Genomic DNA, 21,422 nt, shown 5'->3' on the forward strand with positions numbered 1-21,422 from the left:
TAGGAATTACGGAAATTAACGCCCACGGAGAGTGTGTAAGTCCTTTTGCCAAGGCAGAAGGCTGTTCTCGTAGAAGTGGGAATCTCCCTCCTCAAACGCCTAGGCGTTAGGAGGGAGTAATTCAATTCCAGGATGCCGTTGCCTTCGTCCGTAACCACGCATTCCGCCTTGATGCCGTCATCATCAAGTACATACATAGTGCCTTTGTCCAGGTAGCGGTCAATCATGCTTTCCTGCTCATCGGCAAGGAGCAGCAGGGAAAGATACTGTTTTTTATTTTCTGTGATTTTGCGGATGGTAAAGGAAGGGGGGATCGTGCCAGTGGACAAGGGTTCTGCCCATTTTGCCAGTTCAAAGAAGGCAATATTCAGCTGTCTTCCCTTTTCTGTCAGTGAGTATTCCACATGAGGCGGAATTTCGTTGTATTGCATTCTGCTGACTATGCCTGCACTAATGAATTTTTGCAAAACCTTGGTCAGCATGGTATTGGTAATGCCGGGAAGCAGCTTTCTTAGCTGTCCAAAGCGCAAGGTATCATGTACAAAAAGCTGGTAGATGATATTTAGCTCCCATTTACCGCTGAGGAGATTGATAGCAGTGGCAACGGGGCAGGAAGGCCGCGGGGAATTGCTTTTTAGGGCATGAGAAAATTCTGCGGGAGTTTTATAGGGAAACATTGTATCAAATCCTTTTTAGCTAAATTCATGTTAATATCTCATATGAAGTATTGTGTCCGGCATCCAGTATCCAGCATCGGTATCTTTTTTGATACCTGGTTTAAATAAACTGCGTACTTGCCAATGTTGTGCTGTGGCAATATGGTTCCATTATAGCAGGATTTGTTCAGGTAGTGAAGAAATCCTGTGGCGAAGCAATAAGGCAGTGAAGAATTGGAGGCTGACTGGTATGCAGTGTGAGAAGATGGGCAGGTATGGAGATATGATGTCAGCTACGGAGGCTATGGACAGACGATATTCTTGCCGTAGGTAGAATTTATCTGAAGATGTGTATTTTTGTACATGAATAGGTGGTGGAAATAGTATGGATATACACTATGCATGGATTTAGAGTCCGGGGATTTGAGGCTTACCTAATATATTGACATATATCAATATGTAATATATAATAATAATTGCAAGATGGCGGCTGGCACTTTTGCCAGCCGCTTTGGCAATATTTGCAACAGCTTTGGCAATAGAGCAAGCTGGCAGAGAATGGCTTAGGCCAATGGAAGATGTGGACAATACCAGTTGATGCTGGATAGTTCTGTACAATGTTGGATAATGCCGGAAGGGGATGAGATTTGTGGATTACAGGAATGATGCGAAGCTGTTTAAAGCCTTATCTGATGAGAACAGGCTGCAGATTTTAGCTCAGCTTAATGCTGAGGAAAAGTGTGCCTGTGTGCTTTTGGAAAAGCTGGCTATTTCCCAGCCGACATTATCCCATCACATGCGCGTCTTGGTTGATGCACGGCTGGTGGAGTGCAGGAGGGAAGGGAAATGGATGTATTATTCCCTGCGCCGTGGTGCCAAGGAAGAACTATCCGGGATTATTGAAGCCTATATGGCATGTCCGTGATGGAAAATTGGCGGCAAAGCAGGTGTTTTTTTGCTACAATACATCGATAGATTTAAATTTATAAATAAAGGAGCGTCCAGGTATGTTTGATTTTATTATGCAGGAAATTCTTGGCATGCACTGGCTGAGTGAATTGGTATGGCTGCTGCTGGGGAGGCTGGGGGCAAGCCAGGCTTCGCCTGTGTGGGGCAGTATACATTTTTTTATTTATGACACCATCAAAATATCTATCCTGCTGGTATCGCTGATTTTTTTCATCTCCTATATACAGTCTTATTTTCCGCCGGAGAGGACAAAGCGCATCCTGACAGGCTTTACGGGAGTGAAGGGGGAGGTGATTGCCGCGCTTCTGGGAACGGTAACGCCTTTCTGCTCCTGCTCCAGTATTCCGATTTTTATCGGCTTTACCCGGGCGGGGCTGCCCCTGGGGATGACATTTGCTTTTTTGATTTCTTCGCCTATGGTGGATATAGCTTCCATGCTGATGCTGATGTCGTTTTTTGGCAGTGGATTTGCGGTAATATATGTGGTGGTAGGCTTGCTGCTGGCGATTGGCGGCGGCCTGCTGCTGAATGTCATGGGGATGGAACGTCATATCAGGCGTTATGATAATCCTGTTCGGGATTTTTACAGTGAGTCCGAATATTTTAATCAGCGGCAGCGCATGGGCTATGCCTGCAACGACACGCGGATTATTGTGAAAAATGTTTTTCCTTATGTGCTGGCAGGTGTGGCTATCGGTGCGTTTTTGCATAACTGGGTGCCACAGGAATGGATATTGGCTGTGCTGGGGAAGGGGAATATTTTCAGCGTGCCTCTGGCAACTTTGATTGGCATACCTATTTATGCGGATATTTTCGGGGCTATACCGATAGCTGAGGCATTGTATCTGGCATCTGTACCGGCAGGGTCTATATTGGCACTGATGATGGCGATTACTACTTTATCGTTGCCATCACTGATTATGCTCAGCAAGGTGCTGGAAAGAAGGCTGCTTTTTACCTTCATTGGCATTGTTGCAGCAGGGATTATACTTATCGGATATTTGTTTAATTTGCTGATGTGATATACATGCTGATGAGATATATCGAAATTAGGTTAATATTTGTGGGATTAGTAATGGGCCCTGTCAGTTTTTATTAATAAGGCTGACGGGGCTTTTTGTTGCATAATATCAGTGGGGAGGTGTAGAATGATATGACGTTGTTTAAAGATTTGCATAGCATTTGTTGTGGAAAACGATGTGTGCAGGAAGAGGGGAGTATTGAGTGATTGGGGGAGAAGTATGGTTTTATCTTAATGTGGCAGAAGACTCCCTGCCTCTATAGGCGGGAGTCTTCTGCCACGTCCACCGAATTTACGCAAGTAATTGAGGTGGACAATAGAACATAGTGGTGATATAATAGTAAGTGACAGGAGGTGAACGATATGTTACAGCAAAAAGGCTATCAGTATAGAATATATCCCACTAAACAACAGCAACAGCTAATCAATCAGACACTGGGATGCGCCAGGTTTGTGTATAACAGGTTTTTGAATATCCGTAAAGAAGCATGGACAAATTCAAAAACAAGCGTGACTTACAAGCAGACCAGCAAAATGCTGACCGAGTTAAAATGTGAGCCGGACTATGTATGGCTGAAAGCAGTAGATAGTACCTCGCTGCAGCAGGCATTAAAAGATTTGGACAAAGGCTTCAAAAACTTTTTTGCCAAAAAAGCAGGCTATCCGAGATATAAATCAAAGCACAATCATTGCCTCAGCTATCGTTCCCAGTGTGTTAATAACAATATTGCAATCAAGAATGGCAAGCTGAAGCTTCCCAAAATTGGCTTAGTAAAAATAAAACTTTCCAGGAATTTCACAGGCAGAATTTTGAATGTCACTGTGTCACGCAAGGCCACAGGCAAGTATTTTGTTTCCCTGTGTGTTGAGGAAGAAGTAGAAATTTTTCCTAATAATGGCGGAGAAATAGGCATAGATGTGGGAATTAAGGATTTCTACTCCGATTCTAATGGTGATGTTGCTGCTAATCCGAAAACATTGAAGAAATACAGCAAAAAACTGGCAAGGGAGCAGCGGAAGCTTTCACGTAAAGCAAAAGGCAGTAATAATCGCAATAAGCAGAGAATCATCGTTGCCAGGGTACACGAAAAGATAGCAAATATCCGAAAGGACTATCTGAACAAGGTTTCCACTAAACTGGTCAAGGAAAACCAACTGATCGGTATAGAGGACTTGCAGGTCAGGAATATGCTGAAAAACCATCAACTGGCACAAGCCATTTCTGATGTATCATGGTCTGAGTTTTTCAGGATGCTTGAATACAAGGCAGTGCCGTATGGCTGCCGAGTGGTAAGGGTTCCTAGATTCTACCCAAGTTCTCAAAAATGCTGTAAATGCGGCTATCAGAATAAGGATACAAAAAATCTTGCTATTCGTGCATGGGATTGTCCGGTATGCGGGCACCACCACGATAGAGATGTGAATGCAGCCCGGAATATTCTGGCTAAAGCAAAAGAAATAATAGCTGCATAAGCTTCAAAGCATAAAAATACCGTAGGAACTACGGAAATTAACGCCCACGGAGAGTGTGTAAGTCCTTTTGCCAAGGCAGAAGGCTGTTCTCGTAGAAGTGGGAATCTCCCTCCTCAAACGCCTAGGCGTTAGGAGGGAGTAATTCAATTATTGATACGTCGGCTAATCAGCAGGGGAAGCCTATAGCGGAACGGGCTAGCCGCAAAAATTCTGGTGAAAAGTGTGAATATATTGCTACGGCAGATATGAATATAGCTCATTGCGTGGGGTGCAATTTCTGCTGGCTGAAAACGCCGGGGATTTGTGTGTTTGATGATGATTACAAGCAACTGCTGGAAAAAATTCATTCGGCGGAGAAAATATGGTTGATTTCAGAAACGAGATTTGGCTTTATATCCTTCCAGGCAAAGAAAATTGTTGATAGGATAATGCCGCTTCTCACTATTTATCTTACATGCAGCGGGCCTTATATGCGCCATGTGACAAGGTATCGGCATAATCCTGACTGGGGTGTCCTGTACATAGGCGATGGGGATAAAGTACTTATGTCTGACTGGTGCAGCCGCTTTACGAGCAACCTGGGGGTTAAGTCATTGGGGGTATATGATATTTTGCATGTGGAGGAAGCTGATTTATGAACAAGAAGATTGTTATGATTAATGCCAGTCCCAGGATTGAGAAAAACAGCAATACGAACAAGATTATTGAGGCATTCGGGCAGGGGCTTTTGCAAGGGGGCTGCAGCTTTACCAAGTATGCGATTTCCAACCGCGATGCCTGGGAAGAAATCCGGCAGGCATACATGGACAGCACAAATATTATTTTTGCTGTTCCGTTGTATGTGGAGTGTGTTCCCAGCTTATTTCTGGAATTTTTGGAGCAGCTGCCGGCGAAGGATAAAAATACTAAGGTTTCTTTTATCTTGTAGTGCGACTTTACCGAGGCACATCAGCTGCGCTGCGGCGAGGCTTTTTTGCAGAAATTGGTAGGATGCCTCGGGGTAAGCTATGGAGGTACCCTGATTCGGGGCGGAGCAGCTGCCTTTGCCGGTGCGGTTTATGGTGAATCTGATGTTTAAAACATATCTAAAGAAGAAATTCCAATGTGTTGCAAAAAAATGGGGCTGCGATATTCCTTTGGACAGAAAGGTTTTTGATGATTGAGAGAGGTAACGATAGATGAAGAATAATAAAGCAGTATTGTATGTGCATGGCAAGGGCGGCAATGCTGCAGAAGCGGCATTTTATGAGGCAATATTTCCTGAGTGCGATGTTATGGGCTTTGATTACAAAGCGGAAACGCCTTGGGAAAGTATTGGGGAATTTCAGGCGGAGGCTAAAAGACTGCTATCTGAGTACGATAGCGTTATCTTAGTGGCAAACAGCATAGGGGCGTATTTCTCCCTGCTGTCCCTGGCAGATATGCCTATAGAAAAGGCGTATTTTATTTCACCAATAGCGAATATGGAAAAGCTGATTTTGGATATGATGCAGTGGGCTGGCGTTACGGAAGATGAGATTAAGGAAAAGGGCGTCATTGCTACGGATTTTGGCGAAGATTTGTCCTGGGAATATCTGACATGGGTGCGCAGTCATCCTGTCAGCTGGCATATTCCTACGGAGATTTTGTATGGTTCGGAGGATAATTTGCAGTCCATGGATACGGTGAAGGCGTTCACTGCTGGCTGTGGTGCAGGACTGACTGTTATGGAGCATGGTGAGCACTGGTTTCACACCGAGGAGCAGATGCAGTTTTTGCGGGAATGGCTTGTGGGGTGTGAAGCCAAGAATAAAGGTTGATTTGTGATTCATTAAATAGTTGATGATATAAACCTAAAACAGCTGTTGTGGAGCTTGCACAACAGCTGTTTTAGGTTTATATAAGCTTATATTATTTTTTCCAATCGTCGGAGCAGCGCAGGTAAAATAACAGGAAAGAATCCAGAATATACAAAGTCTTGGCTTTCCAGTCGATGGTATCAAGATTTTTAGCCCGTTCCTTCATGATATTTTTGATATTTTTCACTGTATTGCTGATATCTATTGGTCTGGGCTTTTTTGGATTATCATCGGCCAGAAGGTCAGTAAATCTTTCCTGGATTTCCTGCACAGGCAATGACAGTTCAGGTGGATTTGTGCTTATGCTGACCAGCAGCAGCATATAAATATCCATTAAGCTTCCGTCTTTTAGCAAGTAGTGTGTACGCTTATTTTTGCCTTGGGCCGGGCCTTCAAGGGAAGCTTTCAGTACATGGCTGTACACCTGCTTATGCTTTGCTACTGTTTGCTTAAGGGCAATATTTACATCCTCATCAGTAACAGTGGTACAATTAGTTTTTTGCATGCGATACGCCAGGTTAAAACAAATATCCTGCATTAATTGAGGGGAACAGATACTTTCGGTGGCGATGCGGGTGAGAATATCATCGGTTACATCTATGCCAAGCAACGGGAAACCTTTATGCCCTATTTCCTTTAGTTCATCAATGCTCCAGGAGGTAATTTCGATAAAGCTGGTGCGTCCTATCAGGTCGGGGTTAAGGCGTATGGCATCATCTGCCCGATGAGGAAGCGACAATATTATTACTTTAAGTCCGCTAATGAGATATGTCTTGATGGTTCTTGCAATATACAGCTGAGTTTCTTCCGGCGCATAATGAAAATCATCTATAACCAATACCATGTCATGGGCGATAATATGTTTTATCATAGAATCCTGGCTGCGCAATACCTTTTGGGATATTTCATTTCCTTCTGCATTGCTGCTGTCGTTGCCAGTGCTAATGTTGAATTTGGCAAATGGTATTTTTAATTCGCCTGCTATGCCTGTTTTTTCGATAGCATTTTCCGTATGTGATGTTTTGATTTGTACTTCTTCGGGAATTTCAAGCTGCTCTCCTATCTGCTGCCAAAAGTCCTCTTTTGATTGGAGCTGCGAACCGCTCAAGTCTATGATTTTATTAGTAATGGATTTATGGCAGAGAACTGTTTTGCCGGATTTGGAAGCTCCTGTGATTGCAATCAGTGTGCCAGGAGTCATTAATGCTTTTTGCAGTTGTTCTGTATAGGTATCACCGTACTCATCAATGGTGCGGTCTATATATGTATGATTCGGTACTGTATTGGGCTGGAAAACATCACCGGTCTGGTGAATATCCATATTTTTTTGTAGCATAAAACTTCCCACCTGACATTTTAGTATAAGTGTATTATATCATTATCTGTAGATAATGTCTTGAAAATATCGGCTATGCAGGGATGGAAAATATACAGAAGGACATATAATGGGGGTGTGCTTTGGTATCATGTTTCATGAGAAGCTCAAGTGATGGCAGCTATGATAATCTTTAAGTTGAGGAATTCTTCTGCGTGTAGCAGGATTTTGCCAATGGATGTAGAAATATATATTATAGCAAAATGTTATAAGGGAGTTTCTAGCTCATAATTTGCAGTTGTAATTGATTAGGAGGCTGGTTAATATGGCATTTGAGATTACAGAGAGGAAAGCTAATGGTATGATTCGTTATAAGCGCAGGTGTGATTGCGGCTGGAAGGAATCTTCTACGGCTGAGATTGTACCGCCAAGGAATATATCATATACTTGCCCGAAGTGCGGCAAGAAAAATTCTGGAACTGTGGCATGATAATGTCAATGCTAATGCTGATGTTAATATTAATGTTGATGCAAATAAGAAGGTGGAGGATGTATGTACCATGGCCAATATGAAAATTGCTAACATCAAGTCCACGAGAATATGCGCATTTTGCAGGAACTGGTATGACCCGGCAAATGCCGCCATAGTGCCTAAGGCTCCTCAGGCTGGCTTTTTTGAGTATAACCACAACGCAAGAAATAAATGCATGCTGACAGGCTTGGATCAGCTGTCCTGGGCATCCTGCGGCAAGTTTTCGTGCAAGTTTTAGTTGTGCAGAAGATGATGAAGCCCTATCAGTCTTTGTGTGAATACAAGCTGGTGGGGCTTTTCCGCAATGGGATGCTTGGAAGCGGAGAGTGAAAACGGCAGAAAGAGAAAAATCGCAGGGAAACTTTAGGCTTGGCAGGATTTTTTGCTTCCGTATAGAATATAACCTTTAGGGAAAGTGTTGCAGACAACTGCTTGTAGTGAAGTGTCGGGGAGGAAGAATATTTGGATAATTTTGCAGAAAAAAATGCCAAGGACGGGTTAAGTGAGCTGGAAAGTACGGTGGCATCTGCCAGGCAGATTCACTGTGATGTGGAGGGACTCCATGAGGTCATGGGGGAATATCTGGGCCTGCTCAAAAATACTAAAAGACTGTTTTTCCTGAACCTGCTGGTAGGCATGGTGCGGGGGCTGGGCATGGCTATTGGAGCTACCATTGTTTTCGGTATCATCATCAATGTTGCTGTGCAGGTGGTGGATTTGAATTTGCCTTTCATCAGTGAATGGCTGGCAAAATTCATGCTGATGGTAGAGGAGAATCGTCACAATGTCCAGTAAGATTCTAAAACAAAACATGAAAAGCACTGGACCTGCCACGGAAATGCTCATACCCAACATGGCTGGTATCACTGTGGGAGAGATGGACAGGCTGAAGCTGAATACCGGCTGGCTGAACAATATCCTGGGGGAGCATCTGCTGCTGGTGCAGAGACTGCGCTGGCTGCTCCTGGCGGAGTTCTGCCTAGGTCTCAGCAAGGGGATAACGATATCCGTAGGTGTGACAATTCTTATGAGATTTCTTGTGTACTGGGTGCAGGATAATGTAAAATTTCTAAGCAGCACGGTTGCTGCGTTGCTGAATTATGTCAGATGAAGGCTGGATTTAAAAATTTTTTCAAAAAGTGCTTGACTTGTGTCTGCAAATCTGATAAAGTATATACCTGTCAGCGGGTTGCACGGAAGTGTAGCAGGGCTGGCAGATGATGTGGGTAGGTGCCCGAGTGGTTAAAGGGAACGGACTGTAAATCCGTCGCCGTAGGCTACGATGGTTCGAATCCATCCCTGCCCACCATTTAATATCGCGGGATGGAGCAGTAGGTAGCTCGTCGGGCTCATAACCCGAAGGTCAGAGGTTCGAGTCCTCTTCCCGCAACCAATTTGCTTCAAGTGCTGATATAGCTCAGTAGGTAGAGCGCATCCTTGGTAAGGATGAGGTCACCAGTTCAACTCTGGTTATCAGCTCCATTATATGGCTGCGTAGCTCAGCTGGCTAGAGCATTCGGTTCATACCCGGAGTGTCAGGAGTTCAAGTCTCTTCGCAGCCACCATCTTTGTAATTTAACCCCTTGATTATGAGGGGTTTTATTATGTCGATAAATAAAAATCAGGATTGTAGTTATGTAATTATCTAGTAATTTAGGAAATTAGTTATTTGGTAATTATTTACACACTGAATTATTGACATGTTTATTTATTTGTGATAAATTATATCAGTGACATTTTGTGATGTCCAAATATCTAATCAGTAAGGAGTGCATAAAATGCGCAATGCAGTTACGTTGGCCTGCACCGAGTGCAAGAGTCGCAACTATCAGACCAACAAGAACAAGAAGAACGATCCTGATAGAATCGAATTCAACAAGTATTGCAAGTTCTGCAAGAAGCACACTCTGCATAAGGAGACTAAGTAATTAGTTTCGTAGTTTGTGGCGGGTTTGCAGTATAAGACAGGATGTGAAGCAATGGCGGAAACAAAAACGTCAGGAGCTCAGCCGAAGTCTTCAGGCTTTAACCCTGTGCAGTTTTTGCGTGAAGTCTCTGCTGAGATGAAGAAGGTGTCCTGGTCCACCAGGCAGGAGCTGGCAAAGTACACGGTAGTGGTCAGCATTACGGTTGTGATTGTCTGTGCCCTGATCTGGATTTGTGACGGCTTCTTCACAAGATTGTTTAATCTCATTGTAAGGTAAGGACTGGAGGGTGCGTCTGGGATGTCAGAAAACGAATCAGCTAGACATTGGTATGTGGTTCATACCTATTCCGGTTACGAAAACAAGGTAAAAGCCAATCTTGAGCAAAAGGTACAGTCCATGGGACTGGAAAATGAGATTTTCGAGGTCATTATCCCTGTAAAGGATGAGATTGAGAAAAAAGATGGCGTTGAGAAAGTAACCCAGAGGAAGATTTTCCCAGGCTATGTTCTGGTGAATATGATTGTCAATGAAAAGACCTGGTACGATGTTCGCAATACTGACGGCGTGACCGGCTTCGTTGGCTCAGGGACCAAGCCAATTCCTCTGACTGAAGATGAGGTAGACAACATTCTGAAGGAAATGGGCATTGAGAAAGCCAAGGTTAAGCTTGACATTGATGTTGAGGTTGGCGAGACAGTGAAAATCTGCTCCGGCCCATTTGAAAATTTCGCAGCAAAAGTTATCTCTATCAACGAGGAGAAGGGCAAAATCAAGGCTCTTGTGGATATGTTTGGTAGGGAGACTAATGTTGAACTTGACTTCGATCAAGTTGAAAAAGATTAATCCCATTTAAGGAGGTGGATTTAAGATGGCAAAGAAAGTCGCTAAGATGGTAAAATTACAGGTTCAGGCTGGCAAAGCTACTCCAGCTCCTCCAGTAGGTCCTGCACTTGGTCAGGCTGGTGTAAACATCATGGCATTTGTTAAGGAGTTCAATGAGAGGACTGCTAAGCAGGTTGGCCTGATTATTCCAGTAGAAATCACTGTATTTGAGGATAGGTCCTTTACCTTTATCACCAAGACTCCTCCAGCTGCTGTACTTCTGAAGAAGGCTGCAGGCATTGAGAAGGCTTCCGGTGAGCCTAACAAGAACAAGGTTGCTAAGCTGCCACGTGCCAAGGCACAGGAGATTGCAGAGAGCAAGATGCAGGATTTGAATGCTGCAAGTGTTGAGGCTGCTACCCGCATGATTGAGGGTACTGCTCGCAGCATGGGTATCGTAATCACTGACTAATTTTTAGTTTTCAGTTTGATTTGCGCATAACCCGTGGGAGGAAATTCCGTTATTACCACGAAGGGAGAAATTTTTCATGGCAAAAGCAGGCAAGAAGTATCAGGACGCTGTAAAGCTGATTGAGACTGGCAAGGTTTATACTGCTGAGGAGGCTGTGGATCTGGTAAAGAAGACTGCAACTGCAAAGTTCGATGAGACTATTGAGCTGCATGTACGTCTGGGCGTTGATCCTAAGTATGCTGACCAGCAGGTTCGCGGTGCGATGGTGCTGCCGCATGGTACTGGTAAGTCCAAGCGCGTATTGGTATTCGCCAAGGGCGCAAAGGTAGAGGAGGCAGAGGCTGCTGGTGCAGACTTCGTTGGCTCCGATGAAATCGTAGCAAAGATTCAGGGCGGCTGGACCGATTTTGATGTAGCTGTTGCTACCCCTGATATGATGGGTACCGTAGGTCGTATTGGTAAGATCCTCGGTCCTCGTGGCTTGATGCCAAACCCTAAGCTGGGTACTGTTACTATGGACCTGGCAAAGGCTATCAGTGAGATTAAGGCTGGTAAGGTTGAGTACCGTACTGATAAGGCTGGTAACATCCATTGCCCTATCGGCAAGGCTTCCTTCGACAACGAGAAGCTGGTTGCTAACTTTAACGCACTGATGGATACTTTAATTCGAGTAAAACCGGCTGCTGCAAAAGGTCAGTATATCCGCTCCGTAACTGTCAGCGCAACTATGGGCCCTGGCGTTCCGGTAGCACATGCATAATTAATTGTGCGTTTTCTGTGTGATATTATTTGACATTTTGCGGGCTGTATAATAAAATAGTCTATGGCTGTAGACAGCAGGTAGGGGCGCAAGGCATGTGCTTTGCAGCACCGTTAATGGAAACGCCTGCCGAGGCCGGATGGTTCAAGCATGAAATACTGCGGCCTCCGGTAAATCAGCCGGAGGCCGTTTTTGCTCGTATAATTTCGAGAGGAGGTGTAATTTCATGGCTGTTACTGAAAAGAAAAAGGCGATTGTCGCTGAATTGAAGGACAAACTCACTGGCTGCAAGGGCGCTGTATTGGTTTCCTACAAGGGACTGACCGTTGCTCAGGACACTGAGCTGCGTGTGGAGCTCCGCAAGGCTGGTGTAAACTACCATGTAGTTAAGAATACAATGACTCGCATTGCTGCTACTGAGGCTGGCATGGAGGAGCTGGTTGCTCATTTGGAGGGTACCACTGCTCTGGCTGTATCCGCTGAGGATGCTGTAGCTCCTGCAAAGGTTATCAGCGAGTTCATCAAGAAGAACAACCTGGCTGAGCAGGGTATCCTGACTGTCAAGGCTGGTATCGTAGAGGGCAAGGTCGTAGGTGCCGACGAGGTAAAGGCTATTGCTTCCCTGCCATCCCGCGAGGTTCTTATTGGCAAGCTGCTGGGCAGCATTCAGGCTCCATTGTCCAACACCGTTGGCGTTATGGGCTCTATGGTTCGCAGCATCGTTACTGTGCTTGATGCTATTCGCAAGCAGAAGGAGGAGCAGGCATCTGCCTAAGCCCTTAGCTGCTTAAAATATTTTTGAAGATTAGATTTTGATTATACGGAGGAATTTAAAATGACTAACGAAGAGATCTTAGAGGCAATTGGCAATTTGACTGTACTGGAGCTGTCCGAGCTCGTAAAGGCTGCTGAGGAGAAGTTCGGCGTATCCGCTGCTGCTCCTGTAGCTGTAGCTGCTGCTGCACCTGCTGAGGGCGCTGCTGCTGCTGAGAAGTCCGAGTTTGATGTAATCCTGAAGGATGCTGGCGCAAGCAAGATCAACGTAATCAAGGCTGTTCGCGAGGCTACCGGTCTCGGCCTGAAGGAGGCTAAGGCTCTGGTTGATGGCGCTCCTGCTGCTGTAAAGGAAGGCGTTGCTAAGGCTGAGGCTGAGGACCTGAAGGGCAAGCTGGAGGCTGCTGGCGCAACTGTAGAGCTGAAGTAATTTTTGCTTCAAGCCTGATATTTCCTGAGGAAATTTTGAGACCACTCCTTGTTGGGGTGGTCTTTTATTTTGCATAAAAAATTATTGACAAGTTTAGATATTAAATGATAAAATAAATAGCTACTAAAGATAAAATAATTCGTGCATCGTCAAATGGAGTCATCAGAAGGAAAGGCGGGTCCTTAATCTTCTGGCAGTGCGCCGTGTGGTTTTAGCCCATGAAGGGGTGTTGTGATTCCGTTCTGTTTTAATGTGCGGATTTTTGCTATTTTTCAGTTGTTTTAGTTGTTGCAGTTGTTTTCAGTATTTTTTGCTAAGGAGTGAAGAACTTAATGTTTCATCCTGTGCCCGTGGGCAAAAGAACCAGGTATAGCTATGCAAAGATTAAAGAAGTCATGGAAATGCCACACTTGCTGGATATTCAGAGAAAGTCCTACGAGTGGTTTATCGGTGACTGGGAAAATAACACCAAGGGCGAGGGCCTGATGGAGATTTTCCAGGATATTTCGCCAATCTCAGATTTTCAGGGCAAGGTGAGCCTGTCCCTGCTGGATTATGAGCTGGGTGAGCCGAAATACAGCCTGGATGAGAGCAAGGAGCGGGATGCTACTTATGCAGCACCGCTGCGGGTAAAGGTTCGTCTCCTGGACAGGACTACCGGTATTTTCCAGGATTCCGAGGTATTCATGGGTGATTTCCCTCTGATGACTGCCTCCGGCACCTTTATTATCAATGGTGCAGAGCGTGTTATCGTCAGCCAGCTGGTGCGTTCTCCTGGTGCATATTATGGTGTTACCCGTGACCAGTCAGGTAAGCACCTGTTCAACTCCACTGTTATCCCGAACCGTGGTGCCTGGATTGAGCTGGAAACTGATGCCAACGATGTTATTTCTGTCCGTATCGACCGTACCAGAAAGCTGCCTGTAACTGTGTTCCTTCGTGCCCTGAACTACATCAATGAGCAGGAGAAGCTGCGTCAGGCAGAGCTGGCTACTGACGGTGTATCCACCATGCAGGGGCGCAATGATGACCATCTCCGCGTAGGCCTGACCAATCTGGTCTTTGGCAGCAGCGAGGAGATCATGGCGCTGTTTGACAACGATGATGCCATCCGTGCTACCCTGGAGCGTGACAATACGACCACTGGTGCAGAGGCATTGGAGGAGATTTATCGCCGTATCCGTCCGGGTGAGCCGTTTAACGTGGATAATGCCCATCAGATGCTCCGCAGCCTGTTCTTTGATGCCAAGCGTTATGATTTGGCAACGGTAGGCCGCTACAAGCTCACCAAGAAGCTGGGCTGGAAGCGCCGCATTCAGGGGCAGATTCTGGCAGAGCCGCTGACTGACAAGGAAACCGGTGAGATCATTGTGCCGGCTGATGTACTGCTGGATGCTGATATGCTGGAGAACATCACTGTTGAGCAGGAACAGGCTATTTTTGGCGAGGGAAATGCCATCGTCATTAATGTAAAGCGCAACGATGAGGGCGAAACCCTGCAGATGATCTGCTCTCCTACCTTGGAGTATCGTCAGCGTACTATTTCTATCAATGATATTCTGGCTTCTATCAGCTATATGCTGAACATGATGCATGGCATTGGCCGCAAGGATGATATTGACCACCTGGGCAACCGCCGCGTGCGTTCCGTGGGCGAGCTGCTGCAGAACCAGTTCCGTATCGGTCTTTCCCGTATGGAGCGCGTGGTGAAGGAGCGCATGTCCATGCAGGAGGATGTGAGCAATCCATCCAACCTGATTAATATCCGTCCTGTTGTGGCAGCTATCAAGGAGTTCTTTGGTTCATCCCAGCTGTCCCAGTTCATGGACCAGCATAACCCTCTGGCAGAGCTGACCCACAAGCGCCGTCTGTCTGCCCTGGGTCCTGGCGGTCTCTCCCGTGAGCGTGCAGGCTTCGAGGTGCGTGACGTACATAACTCCCATTACGGCCGCATGTGCCCGATTGAGACCCCGGAAGGTCCTAACATCGGTTTGATTGGTTCCCTGTCCAACTATGCCCGGATTAACCGCTTCGGCTTTATGGAAACTCCGTATCGCCGCGTGGACAAGACCAACATGCGTGTTACTGACGAGGTAAAGTATATTACTGCTGACGAGGAGGACAGCCTGATTATTGCCCAGGCCAATGAGCCTCTTGATGATAATGACTGGTTTGTAAATGAGCGCGTAGTTGCCCGTATTCACGAGGAAACCACTGAGGTTCGCCGTGAAAAGGTAGACTACATGGACGTATCACCAAAGCAGGTGGTATCCATTGCAACAGCCATGATTCCATTCTTGGAAAACGATGACGCCAACCGTGCCCTGATGGGTGCCAACATGCAGCGTCAGGCTGTGCCGCTGCTGCGTACTCAGGCACCTCTGGTAGGTACCGGCATGGAGTACAAGGCTGCCTGTGACTCCGGCGTTATGATTCTGGCCAAGCGTCCTGGCGTGGTAGAGACTGTTACCGCTGACAACATCGTTGTCCGCACTGCTGATGGCAAGCGTGACGAGTACAAGCTGCAGAAGTTCCTGCGCTCCAACCAGGGAACCTGCATCAACCAGCTTCCTATTGTATTCAAGGGGGACGAGGTTGAGGCAATGCAGCCGATTGCTGACGGCCCTTCTACCGACCACGGCGAGCTGGCTTTGGGCTACAACATCATCGTAGCCTACATGCCTTGGGAAGGCTACAACTACGAGGATGCTATCCTGCTGAGCGAGAACCTGATCAAGCGGGATATTTATACCTCTATCCATATTGAGGAGTATGACTGCGAGGCCCGTGATACCAAGCTGGGGCCTGAGGAGATTACCCGTGACATTCCGAACGTGTCTGATGACAGCCTGAAGGATCTGGATGAGATGGGTATTATCCGCAAGGGTGCCGAGGTGCGTACCGGTGATATCCTGGTGGGCAAGGTTACCCCGAAGGGTGAGACCGAGCTGTCTGCCGAGGAGCGCCTCCTGCGTGCCATCTTCGGCGAGAAGGCCCGTGAGGTGCGTGATACATCTCTCCGTGTGCCACATGGCGAGGCTGGCCGCATCGTGGATGTAAAGATTTACAGCCGCGAGAACAATGACGAGCTGAACCCTGGCGTAAACCAGATGATTCGCGTCTATATCGCCCAGAAGCGTAAGATTTCCGTAGGCGATAAGATGTCCGGCCGTCATGGTAACAAGGGTGTCGTTTCCCGTATCATGCGGGAGGAGGATATGCCGTTCCTGCCGGATGGCACTCCTGTGGACATTGTGCTGAATCCGTTGGGCGTGCCTTCCCGTATGAACATCGGCCAGATTCTGGAGACTCACCTGGGCATGGCTATCCGCAACCTGGGTACCCAGATCAAGCAGGGAGACCCTACTGTTGAGGCGCGTCTCCGTGCTATTGGCTATGACTTTGACAAGTATGGCATGCCAAAGCCGGATGTGGCAGGTATTCACATTGCTACCCCGGTATTTGACGGTGCCCGCGAGAATGACGTGTTTGATACTATCCGTGCTTCCGGCATGGACCCGACAGCCAAGACTGTGCTGTATGATGGCCGTACCGGTGAGCCGTTCAAGAATAAGGTAACTGTAGGCTGCGTATACATGCTGAAGCTGCATCATCTGGTTGATGATAAGATTCATGCCCGTTCCGTAGGTCCTTACTCCCTGGTAACCCAGCAGCCGCTGGGTGGTAAAGCCCAGTTCGGCGGCCAGCGTTTTGGTGAGATGGAGGTATGGGCACTGGAGGCATACGGTGCCGCTTACACCCTGCAGGAAATCCTGACCGTCAAGTCCGATGACGTGGTGGGCCGTGTCAAGACCTATGAGTCCATCGTCAAGGGTGAGAATATCCCTGAGCCTGGTGTTCCTGAGTCCTTCAAGGTACTCATCAAGGAGCTGCAGTCTATCGGCCTGGATATCAAGGTACAGGATGAGAATGCCAACGAAATCATGGTTCAGGATGATGATGACGAGGACATCAATATCAAGGATGTTGTCCGTGATGCGGATATGAATGATGTTGATGACAGCGGCAGGGCCGGCGAGCGTGATGACTACGCCAGTGATTATGACGAGGATGCCCAGCCTGACGATGATGATGACAGCTTCGATGGTGATATTATTGCCGATATTGGCGGCGATGATTTTGACGAGGATGCTGTCATTGCTGATGACGATGACGACATGGATAGGTTCCTGTCCGATGATGATTATACTGAAGAATAATGGAAGGGAAGTGACTCCTCCTTGTTGGATGTAAATAACTTTGATTCAATGCGCATAGGCCTGGCCTCTCCAGACAAGATTCGTGAGTGGTCCCACGGCGAGGTACTGAAGCCGGAGACTATTAACTATCGTACTCTGAAGCCGGAGAAGGATGGTCTTTTCTGCGAGAAAATTTTTGGACCAACTCGTGATTGGGAATGTCATTGCGGCAAGTACAAGCGTATCCGCCATAAGGGTACTGTCTGCGACCGCTGTGGCGTTGAGGTCACCCGTTCCAAGGTACGCCGTGAGCGTATGGGACATATTGAGCTGGCGGCTCCTGTGTCCCATATCTGGTACTTCAAGGGCATTCCTAGCCGCATGGGCCTTATTCTGGATATTCCGCCTCGCGCCATGGAGAAGGTGCTGTACTTTGCTTCCTACATTGTACTGGACCCGAAGGATACACCTCTCTCCAAGAAGCAGCTTTTGACTGAGCTGGAGTACCGCAAGGCCCGTGAGGATTATGGCCGTGAGTTCGTAGTAGGCATGGGTGCCGAGGCAATCAAGGAGCTTCTGGTGGAGCTGGAGGCTGACCTGCCTGAGGAGCAGCAGACTGAGGATATGAAGAATGGCCTGGATGTGCTGCACAGGGAGCTGACTGACGAGCTGAAGCACGTGGCAAGCCAGCAGCGCCGCATCCGCGCTATCCGCCGCCTTGAGGTGGTGGAGGCATTCAGGCGTTCCGGCAACAAGCCGTCCTGGATGATTCTGGATGTAGTGCCTGTCATTCCGCCTGAGCTTCGCCCGATGGTGCAGCTGGATGGTGGCCGCTTCGCTACTTCTGATTTGAATGACCTGTATCGCCGCGTTATCAATAGAAATAACCGCTTGAAGCGTCTTTTGGAGCTCCGTGCCCCGGATATCATCGTCCGCAACGAGAAGCGCATGCTGCAGGAGGCTGTGGATGCCCTGATTGACAACGGCCGCCGTGGCCGTCCTGTTACCGGCCCTGGCAACCGTCCGCTGAAGTCCTTGTCCGACATGCTCAAGGGCAAGCAGGGACGTTTCCGTCAGAACCTTTTGGGCAAGCGTGTTGACTACTCCGGCCGTTCTGTTATCGTAGTTGGCCCTGAGCTGAAGCTGCATCAGTGCGGCCTGCCAAAGGAGATGGCGCTGGAGCTCTTTAAGCCTTTCGTTATGAAGAAGCTGGTCAGCGAGGGCATTGCCCACAATATCAAGTCCGCCAAGCGCAAGGTTGAGCGTGCGGAGGAGGAAGTATGGGATGTATTGGAGGATGTTATCAAGGAGCATCCGGTACTTCTGAACCGTGCCCCGACGCTGCATCGCCTGGGTATTCAGGCATTTGAGCCGGTTCTCACCGAGGGCCGTGCCCTGAAGCTGCATCCACTGGCCTGCTCTGCCTACAATGCTGACTTTGATGGTGACCAGATGGCTATCCATCTGCCGCTGTCTGCCGAGGCCCAGGCGGAGGCCCGCGTACTGATGCTGGCAGCCAACCACATCCTGGCCCCGAAGGATGGCAGCCCGATTATCGTTCCTTCCCAGGATATGATTCTGGGTGCTTATTATCTGACTAAGATCCGGGCAGGTGCTTTGGGCGAGGGCAAGGTATTTACCGGCATCAACGAGGCACTGCTGGCTTATCAGCATCAGGAGCTGGATATTCAGGCTCAGGTTGAGGTGCGTATCGTTGAAAAGCAGGAAGACGGCACTACCAAGGATTATGGTCTTGTTACCACTTCCCTGGGCCGCATGATTTTCAACGAGATCCTGCCACCGCAGGTACGCTCCTATTTCCAGGATAAGGAAACCGGCAAGTGGTCCCTGGGCGAGCTTATGAAGAAGAAGCAGCTGGGCAAGCTGGTAGCGCGCTGCTTTGAGGTGCTGGGTGCCAGCCGTACTGCCGAGGTTATCGATGGCGTAAAGAATCTTGGCTACCATTATGCATGTATTGCAGGTATGACCGTTGCTATTTCGGATATTACCGTTCCGCCTAAGAAGAAGGATATTCTTGAGGCGGCACAGGCTCAGGTTACCAAGACTGAGCGGCAGTTCTCCCGTGGTCTGATTACTGATGACGAGCGTTACAAGAAGGTCTGCAGCGTCTGGAATAAGGCCACTGAGGATGTTGCTGACGAGATGTATGACAACTACGAGATCAATGACCCGTTCAATCCTATCTACATGATGGCTGACTCCGGTGCCCGCGGTAACAAGTCCCAGATGCGCCAGCTGGCAGGCATGCGCGGCCTGATGGCGGATCCATCCGGTAAGACCATCGAAATTCCTATTACGGCAAACTTCCGTGAAGGCTTGTCCGTATCCGATTACTTTATTTCTTCCCATGGTGCTAGAAAGGGTCTGGCAGATACCGCCCTGCGTACCGCCGACTCCGGTTACCTGACCCGCCGTCTGGTAGATGTGGCACAGGATGTAATTGTCCGTGAGGATGACTGCGATGTTGTGGGCATCAACCTTGTAAGAGAGCGTGCCAAGCTGGCTGACAGCGCTGCTGCTGCTGTGCAGGTATTGCAGGATTCCCTGGCTGGCCGCCTGATTGCTCAGGATGTCATCAGCCCTGAGACTGGCGAGGTTCTTTTGGAGGTTGGCGCAGAGCTGACTGCCGAGGATTTGCAGGTGATTGGCGAGGCTGGTGTATCTGAGCTGGTTCTCCGTGGCCAGTCCGACAACAACGATACTGTTGTGGGCAGCTCCTCTGTAACAGAGACTGTACAGCTGGGTGCGCCTGAGGAAAATGTCCGTGCTTCTATCCGTGAGGCTATGATGAACCAGATGCTGGGCAAGGAGGTTACTGCCGCCGTTGTTGACAGCCATGGCAGGGAGGTTATTCCTGCCGGTGTCAAGCTCACTGAGGAGTATATCGAGGCTGTGCTGGAAAGCGATGCCAAGGAGGTACGGGTTCGCAACAACAATGTCCGCGGTATTTCCGTTGAGGAGATTGTGGACGGCAACCGTGTTATTGAGCCGCTGCAGGACCGTATTATCGGCCGTGTGCTGGCTGAGGATATTGTTGACCCTGAGACCGGCGAGAAGATTGCTTCTATCAATGATACCGTTGACAAGGAGCTGGCTGAGGCTATCTGCAAGGTTAGAAAGAGCGTATCCATCCGCAGCGTACTGACCTGCAAGTCCCAGTACGGCGTCTGCATCAAGTGCTATGGCCGTGACCTGGCCAACAACACCGAGGTCAACGTGGGCGAGGCTGTCGGCATTATCGCTGCTCAGTCCATCGGTGAGCCTGGTACCCAGCTGACCATGCGTACCTTCCATTCCGGCGGTATCGCAGGCGGCGATGATATTACCCAGGGTCTGCCGCGTGTCGAGGAATTGTTCGAGGCCAGAAAGCCGAAGCACAATGCTATTATTTCCGAGGTGGAGGGTACTGTTACCGTCAAGGAGAATGGCAACCTGTACACCGTATATGTTATGCCTGAGTCCGGGGAGGCAAGGGAATACATCCTGCCGTTCGACTCCCATCTGGCAGTCAAGGATGGGCAGCATATCCAGACTGGTGGCAAGATTACCGAGGGTTCCATCAATCCGCACGATATTCTCCATATCTGCGGCATGAAGGCTACCCAGAGCTACATCGTATATGAGGTTCAGAAGGTATACCAGTCCCAGGGTGTAGGCATCAACGATAAGCATATCGAGGTAATGGTTCGCCAGATGCTGCACAAGGTGAAGATTGAGGAAGCCGGCGGCACCGAGTTCCTGCCTGGTGACCAGATTGACATCAACCTCTTTGAGGCAGCCAACACCAAGGCTATCGAGGCAGGCTTGGAGCCGGCAGTGGCGAAGCCTGTGCTCCTTGGTATTACCAAGGCATCCCTGGCAACTGACTCCTTCCTGTCTGCTGCATCCTTCCAGGAGACTACCCGTGTCCTGACTGATGCTGCTATCAAGGGCAAGGTTGATCCGCTGATTGGCCTGAAGGAGAATGTTATTATCGGTAAGCTCATTCCGGCAGGTACCGGCATGAGCCGCTACAGGAACATCAAGGTTGTTTACAAGGGCGAGGAGGAAGCAGATGAGGATAATATCCTTGATGCTTTTGCCGAGTCTGAGAATGCTTGATAGGATCTGAAAAATGATTTAAAATTTTTGACCGCCTGTGTGCATTTATTGCCTGCAGGCGGTCTTTTCTTGTGTGAAAAATAGCGGTGTGGTATAATTGTTGTGTATGAC

Annotated in this window: 21 protein-coding genes, 4 tRNA genes and 1 other annotated feature; of the genes, 23 read left to right on the forward strand and 2 right to left on the reverse strand. The window is 48.1% G+C overall.

Annotated features, from left to right (window positions below; translation table 11 throughout):
• Window positions 1-677, reverse strand: a 677-nt coding sequence (locus FYJ84_RS15110) for a winged helix-turn-helix transcriptional regulator (RefSeq protein ID WP_235901359.1), incomplete at its 3' end; no start/stop codon positions are given.
• 628 nt (window positions 678-1,305) lie between these two features.
• On the opposite strand from FYJ84_RS15110, the gene FYJ84_RS05025 reads away from it, so the two are divergent.
• The 6 genes from FYJ84_RS05025 to FYJ84_RS05050 all read left to right on the forward strand — a co-directional run bounded on the left by FYJ84_RS05025 (window position 1,306) and on the right by FYJ84_RS05050 (window position 5,918).
• On the forward strand, window positions 1,306-1,581 hold the full coding sequence (locus FYJ84_RS05025) for an ArsR/SmtB family transcription factor (protein ID WP_328596336.1): 276 nt from the start codon (window positions 1,306-1,308) through the stop codon (window positions 1,579-1,581).
• A gap of 82 nt (window positions 1,582-1,663) precedes the next feature.
• Window positions 1,664-2,647, forward strand: coding sequence for a permease (locus tag FYJ84_RS05030; protein ID WP_154406511.1), 984 nt, complete (start codon window positions 1,664-1,666; stop codon window positions 2,645-2,647).
• A gap of 362 nt (window positions 2,648-3,009) precedes the next feature.
• Entirely contained in the window at window positions 3,010-4,119 is a 1,110-nt protein-coding gene (gene tnpB, locus FYJ84_RS05035) for an IS200/IS605 family element RNA-guided endonuclease TnpB (protein ID WP_154406512.1), read from the forward strand.
• A 245-nt stretch (window positions 4,120-4,364) separates the two neighbouring features.
• Window positions 4,365-4,757: a flavodoxin family protein gene (locus FYJ84_RS05040; RefSeq protein ID WP_154406513.1), complete on the forward strand. Its 393-nt coding sequence runs from the start codon at window positions 4,365-4,367 to the stop codon at window positions 4,755-4,757.
• Window positions 4,754-5,047 (forward strand): hypothetical protein, encoded by a 294-nt coding sequence (locus tag FYJ84_RS05045; protein WP_154406514.1) that lies wholly within the window; start codon window positions 4,754-4,756, stop codon window positions 5,045-5,047. Before FYJ84_RS05040 ends, FYJ84_RS05045 begins: the two co-directional genes overlap by 4 nt.
• Window positions 5,048-5,297: 250 nt before the next feature.
• Window positions 5,298-5,918 (forward strand): alpha/beta hydrolase, encoded by a 621-nt coding sequence (locus FYJ84_RS05050; RefSeq protein WP_154406515.1) that lies wholly within the window; start codon window positions 5,298-5,300, stop codon window positions 5,916-5,918.
• Between the two features lie 91 nt (window positions 5,919-6,009).
• Here FYJ84_RS05050 and FYJ84_RS05055 read toward each other — a convergent pair whose 3' ends face one another.
• Complete coding sequence (locus FYJ84_RS05055; protein ID WP_154406516.1) at window positions 6,010-7,293, reverse strand: hypothetical protein; 1,284 nt, start codon at window positions 7,291-7,293, stop codon at window positions 6,010-6,012.
• A 304-nt stretch (window positions 7,294-7,597) separates the two neighbouring features.
• Between FYJ84_RS05055 and FYJ84_RS05060 the strand changes: the two genes are divergently transcribed.
• The 17 genes from FYJ84_RS05060 to rpoC all read left to right on the forward strand — a co-directional run bounded on the left by FYJ84_RS05060 (window position 7,598) and on the right by rpoC (window position 21,311).
• Window positions 7,598-7,762 (forward strand): hypothetical protein, encoded by a 165-nt coding sequence (locus FYJ84_RS05060; protein WP_154406517.1) that lies wholly within the window; start codon window positions 7,598-7,600, stop codon window positions 7,760-7,762.
• 70 nt (window positions 7,763-7,832) lie between these two features.
• Window positions 7,833-8,042 (forward strand): hypothetical protein, encoded by a 210-nt coding sequence (locus FYJ84_RS05065; protein ID WP_154406518.1) that lies wholly within the window; start codon window positions 7,833-7,835, stop codon window positions 8,040-8,042.
• Window positions 8,043-8,266: 224 nt separating this feature from the next.
• Complete coding sequence (locus tag FYJ84_RS05070) at window positions 8,267-8,599, forward strand: DUF5665 domain-containing protein (RefSeq protein WP_154406519.1); 333 nt, start codon at window positions 8,267-8,269, stop codon at window positions 8,597-8,599.
• A complete protein-coding gene (locus FYJ84_RS05075) occupies window positions 8,589-8,915 on the forward strand; it encodes a hypothetical protein (protein ID WP_154406520.1) in 327 nt (108 codons plus the stop codon). Before FYJ84_RS05070 ends, FYJ84_RS05075 begins: the two co-directional genes overlap by 11 nt.
• Window positions 8,916-9,028: 113 nt before the next feature.
• Window positions 9,029-9,113, forward strand: a tRNA-Tyr gene (locus FYJ84_RS05080).
• Between the two features lie 8 nt (window positions 9,114-9,121).
• Window positions 9,122-9,197, forward strand: a tRNA-Met gene (locus FYJ84_RS05085).
• Window positions 9,198-9,210: 13 nt separating this feature from the next.
• Window positions 9,211-9,286: transfer RNA gene (locus tag FYJ84_RS05090), tRNA-Thr, on the forward strand.
• Between the two features lie 6 nt (window positions 9,287-9,292).
• Window positions 9,293-9,369 (forward strand) — tRNA-Met (locus FYJ84_RS05095).
• Window positions 9,370-9,582: 213 nt separating this feature from the next.
• Window positions 9,583-9,732 carry a 50S ribosomal protein L33 gene (gene rpmG, locus FYJ84_RS05100; protein ID WP_027398039.1) on the forward strand — a complete coding sequence of 50 codons (150 nt, stop codon included), beginning with the start codon at window positions 9,583-9,585 and terminating at the stop codon, window positions 9,730-9,732.
• 51 nt (window positions 9,733-9,783) lie between these two features.
• Complete coding sequence (secE, locus tag FYJ84_RS05105) at window positions 9,784-10,008, forward strand: preprotein translocase subunit SecE (RefSeq protein WP_154406521.1); 225 nt, start codon at window positions 9,784-9,786, stop codon at window positions 10,006-10,008.
• Between the two features lie 21 nt (window positions 10,009-10,029).
• Window positions 10,030-10,575, forward strand: a complete 546-nt coding sequence (nusG, locus tag FYJ84_RS05110; RefSeq protein WP_154406522.1) for a transcription termination/antitermination protein NusG — start codon at window positions 10,030-10,032, stop codon at window positions 10,573-10,575.
• Between the two features lie 25 nt (window positions 10,576-10,600).
• Window positions 10,601-11,026, forward strand: coding sequence for a 50S ribosomal protein L11 (gene rplK / locus FYJ84_RS05115; RefSeq protein ID WP_154406523.1), 426 nt, complete (start codon window positions 10,601-10,603; stop codon window positions 11,024-11,026).
• A 76-nt stretch (window positions 11,027-11,102) separates the two neighbouring features.
• On the forward strand, window positions 11,103-11,786 hold the full coding sequence (rplA, locus tag FYJ84_RS05120) for a 50S ribosomal protein L1 (RefSeq protein WP_154406524.1): 684 nt from the start codon (window positions 11,103-11,105) through the stop codon (window positions 11,784-11,786).
• A gap of 49 nt (window positions 11,787-11,835) precedes the next feature.
• Window positions 11,836-11,990 (forward strand) — a sequence feature (ribosomal protein L10 leader region).
• A gap of 22 nt (window positions 11,991-12,012) precedes the next feature.
• Complete coding sequence (gene rplJ / locus FYJ84_RS05125) at window positions 12,013-12,561, forward strand: 50S ribosomal protein L10 (RefSeq protein ID WP_154406525.1); 549 nt, start codon at window positions 12,013-12,015, stop codon at window positions 12,559-12,561.
• Window positions 12,562-12,621: 60 nt separating this feature from the next.
• A complete protein-coding gene (gene rplL / locus FYJ84_RS05130; RefSeq protein ID WP_154406526.1) occupies window positions 12,622-12,990 on the forward strand; it encodes a 50S ribosomal protein L7/L12 in 369 nt (122 codons plus the stop codon).
• A 332-nt stretch (window positions 12,991-13,322) separates the two neighbouring features.
• Window positions 13,323-17,210, forward strand: coding sequence for a DNA-directed RNA polymerase subunit beta (rpoB, locus tag FYJ84_RS05135; protein ID WP_154406527.1), 3,888 nt, complete (start codon window positions 13,323-13,325; stop codon window positions 17,208-17,210).
• A gap of 21 nt (window positions 17,211-17,231) precedes the next feature.
• Window positions 17,232-21,311 (forward strand): DNA-directed RNA polymerase subunit beta', encoded by a 4,080-nt coding sequence (rpoC, locus tag FYJ84_RS05140; RefSeq protein ID WP_154406528.1) that lies wholly within the window; start codon window positions 17,232-17,234, stop codon window positions 21,309-21,311.
• Window positions 21,312-21,422: the final 111 nt, after the last annotated feature.

The sequence above is a fragment of the Anaerovibrio slackiae genome (assembly GCF_009695585.1).
In the GTDB taxonomy this organism is placed as follows: domain Bacteria; phylum Bacillota; class Negativicutes; order Selenomonadales; family Selenomonadaceae; genus Anaerovibrio; species Anaerovibrio slackiae.